Raw genomic sequence first — 3,696 nt, 5'->3', positions numbered from 1 at the left:
CCGCACCGGGGGAGCCCGCTCGCTTCCCCGTGCTGGGTCTGCTCGGCCCGCTCGTGTTCGGCGTCGCCGTCTTCGCCGCGAGCGGTTCGCGGCTGAGCCTCGCCCTGCTGGGGCTGAGCCCGTTCCTCGCGCTCGCGGCCTGGGCTGACGCGCGGCTGACCGCGCGCCGGAAGCGGCGGGCGGCTGATGCGCGCTTCGAGGCGGCCCTCGCTGCTGCTCGGGCAGAGCTCGCAGAGCTGCGGGAGAGGGAACAGCGGGCGCGGCACCGGGGGAGCCCCGACCCCGGGCGCATCGCCGACGCGATCACCGCGCGGAACGGGCTGCTCTGGAGCCGCCGCCGGGACGCGCCGGACGTGCTCGAACTGCGCCTCGGCACGGGCCGCGCGCGCAGCCGGGTCCGGGCCGAGCTCCCCGCACCAAACGATGCGGAGCCGGAGCACTGGCGTCGGCTTCGCGCCGCCGCCCGGGACGCGGAGGAGCTGCCGGGGGTCCCCCGCACGGAGCGTCTCGGCGCGTGCGGCGCGCTCGGCGTCGTCGGCCCGGCGGGCGAGCGGGACGGGCTCGCCCGGTCGCTGCTCCTGCAGCTGGCCGCCCTGCACGCCCCCACCGACCTCGTCATCGCCGCGTTCGCCCCGGAGCCGAAGCACCGCGAGCGCGCCGGATGGGGCTGGCTCGGCTGGCTGCCCCACCAGGGCGCGGCATCGAGCCCCCTCCGTGGCCCGCACCTGGCGGGGACCCCCGAGCGAGCCGAGGCCCTCCTCGCCGAGCTGGAGGGCATCATCCGGGCGAGGTCGGGGGAGAGCGCAACAGCCGCCCGCCCGGGACCGTCGCGGGACGACGGCCCCGCGATCGTAGTACTGATCGCGGCCGGGGCCCCGGGAAACCGCGCGCGACTCATCGGCATCGCCGAGGCCGGGGCCGCGGTGGGCGTGCACGCCCTCTGGCTGGCCGACCGCCCTGAGCGGGTTCCGGCTGCGTGCCGCTCCGTCGTCGTTGTGGTCCCGGGGCCCGGCACCACCGCCGAACTGATCCGCACCCGCGCCGGGCGGCGCGTCGCACTCGACCGGGTCGAGCACGTGGCCGCTGCGCCCGCGGCGCAGCTGGCCCGGTGCCTCGCGCCCATCGTGGACGACAGCGAGCGCGCCCCCGCTGACCACGGCCTGCCTCGCCTCGCCCACTTACGGGAGCTCGCCGCACGAGACCTCGTCGGCGGGGCCGCGGACATCCTCGCCGCGTGGGCAGAGACGGACTCGCTCAGCGGGTCGTGGCGCCCGGGCACCCCTAGGCGCGTCACCGGCCTGGCGGCGATCATTGGCCAGGACGCCACCGGCCCGCTCTCGGTGGACCTCCGGGCGCAGGGCCCGCACGCGCTCATCGGGGGAACGACGGGCTCCGGGAAATCGGAGTTCCTGCAGAGCTGGATCATGAGCCTCGCCGCCCAGCACAGTCCCGAGCGGGTCACCTTTCTGCTCGTGGACTACAAGGGCGGCAACGCCTTCGCCGAGTGCGCGCAGTTGCCGCACACGGTCGGGCTCGTGAGCGATCTGACCCCGGAGCTGCTCCGCCGGGCCCTGATATCCCTCCGCGCCGAGCTGGCGCACCGGGAGCAGCGGCTCAACGCGCTGGGCGCGAAAGATCTCGCCGAGTTGGAAGCCCGTTCCGAGGCTGACGCTCCGCCGGCCCTGCTCGTCGTGGTCGATGAGTTGGCCGCCCTCACCGCGGCGGTGCCCGAGTTTCTCGACGGGTTGCTCGACGTGGCGCAGCGGGGGCGCTCCCTCGGGGTGCACCTGCTCCTGGCGACGCAGCGCCCGGCGGGCGCGGTCACGGCAAACCTGCGGGCCAACCTGAACCTGCGCATCGCCCTCCGGGTCGCGGACCCGGAGGACAGCACGGATCTCCTCGGCGTCGCGGACGCCGCAGGATTTGATCCCGGCGTCCCCGGCCGCGCAGCGCTTCGGGTGGGCTCCGGGCCGGTGCGCCGATTCCAGAGCGCGTACCTCGGGGGGCGGGGCGGGGCCGCCGCGGACACCCCCGGCCTCGCGGACGCGGGCAGCGCGATCACCGCCGGGGCCCCGGGCGGGGTGGCACTGTCGGGGCTGGGCTTCGCGGAGGGCGTGCCGCTGCCCGGTGCGCAGGAACACCGCAGGTCCGCGGGCGCGCATCACGCTCCGGGAACCCGAGGCCCGCGGGATATCGAGGCACTCCGCGACAGCATTGCGGCGGCCGTCGCGAGCGCAGGGCTGGCCCCGCCCCGGCGGCCCTGGCTCGACCCGCTCCCCGAGCGACTCTCCCTGGCCGAGCTCCCCGGCCTGGCGAGCCCGGGGATCGCGCTCGGGCTTCGGGACGAGCCGGGACAACAGCGACAGCGCGGCTACGCGCTCGACCTGGCGCGGAGCGGGAACGCGGCGCTGATCGGCGCCAGCGGGTCCGGGAAGACGAGCGCGCTCGTGACCCTCGCGGTGGCCGCGAACGCCGCACCGAGCCCGTCAGCGGACAGCCGGGGCGGCGGGCTCCACGCCCACGCTCCGACCCACTGCTACGCAATCGACGCGGGCGGCGGCCTCGGCGCGCTCGCGGCCCTGCCCACGGTCGGCGCGGTCGTTCCCGTCGAGGACGCGGAGCGGATCGGGCGGCTTCTCGCCCTGTTCCGTGACACGATCACCGCGCGAGTCCGAGCCACGCCGCCCGTCAGCCCCGCGCCGCGGTTGCTCCTGCTGCTCGACGGATTCCCGGCCTTCCGCGCGGTGGCCGAGGAACACTCGCCACGCGCCGAGCTGCTTGACCAGCTTGGCGAGATCCTCCGGACGGGCCGCGCGGTCGGGGTGCACGCGGTGCTCACCGCGGACCGGCCGGCCGCGTTCGGCACGGAAATCGCGGCGACGCTGCAGGAGCAGCTGGTGCTCCGGCTCGCCGCGGCGGAGGACGCCGGAGCGCTCGGGGTGCCCGCCGCCGTTCTCGCGGATGCGCCCCCGGGGCGGGCGGTGCTCGCCGGAGGCACGGACCCCGTTCAGCTCGCGCTGGTCGCGACGAACGCGTCCCGCGACACCGGGATGCCTGCGCCGGAGCCGATGGCCGAGATCGCGGCCCAGCTGCGCGCCCGGGGCGTCCCGCCCGCTCGCCCGGTGCCGCCCCTGCCCGAGCGGCTCCGGCGTGCGGAGCTGCCCGCCCCGCTGATCGGGGCCCCGCCGATCTTTGCCGTAGACACCGCGACGCTTGAGCCCGTCGGCTTTCCGCTCGGGGCCCGCTGCGCGGTGAGCGGCCCAGCGGGGTCCGGGCTCAGCACGGCTCTGCGCGCGATGATCGAGGCGTTCCTGGGGACGGCCCGGCCCGGAGCGCTCCGCGCGCCCGTCGCGGCCCTTCGGCTCTCCGGCCCAGCCGGGCCGGACGATCACCCGGAGCCCGCGGAGCGCTTCCTCGCGGGGGTCCTGGCGTCCCTCGAGAGCGCCGAGGCCTCGGAACGCCCGGATCTGATCGCGCTCGAGCTGGGCCCGGACGACCTGGGGGCCGAGGGAGAGCCCCTGCTGAGCGGGGTGCTCGCGGCGGCGGCGCGGGTCGGGAGTACGGTGCTGCTCGGGGCCGAGCAGGACGCGCTTCAGGCGAGCTGGCCCCTGCTGGCCGAGCTCAAGCGGGCGCGCTGGCTGCTCGCACTGCGCCCCCACGCGGAGGGCGGGTCCCCGCTCGTGCGCGTCTCGCTGC

1 protein-coding gene is annotated in these 3,696 nt (G+C 77.1%); it reads left to right on the top strand.

Annotated features, from left to right (window positions below; genetic code table 11):
* On the top strand, positions 1-3,696 hold a 3,696-nt coding region (locus OOT08_RS06750; protein WP_325092126.1), incomplete at both ends, for an FtsK/SpoIIIE domain-containing protein.

The sequence above is a fragment of the Leucobacter sp. M11 genome (assembly GCF_035726885.1).
Taxonomy (GTDB): Bacteria; Actinomycetota; Actinomycetes; order Actinomycetales; family Microbacteriaceae; genus JAPFRB01.
The sequence above is the reverse complement of the archived record's forward strand: the minus strand, read 5'-3'. Positions and strand labels throughout refer to the sequence as shown.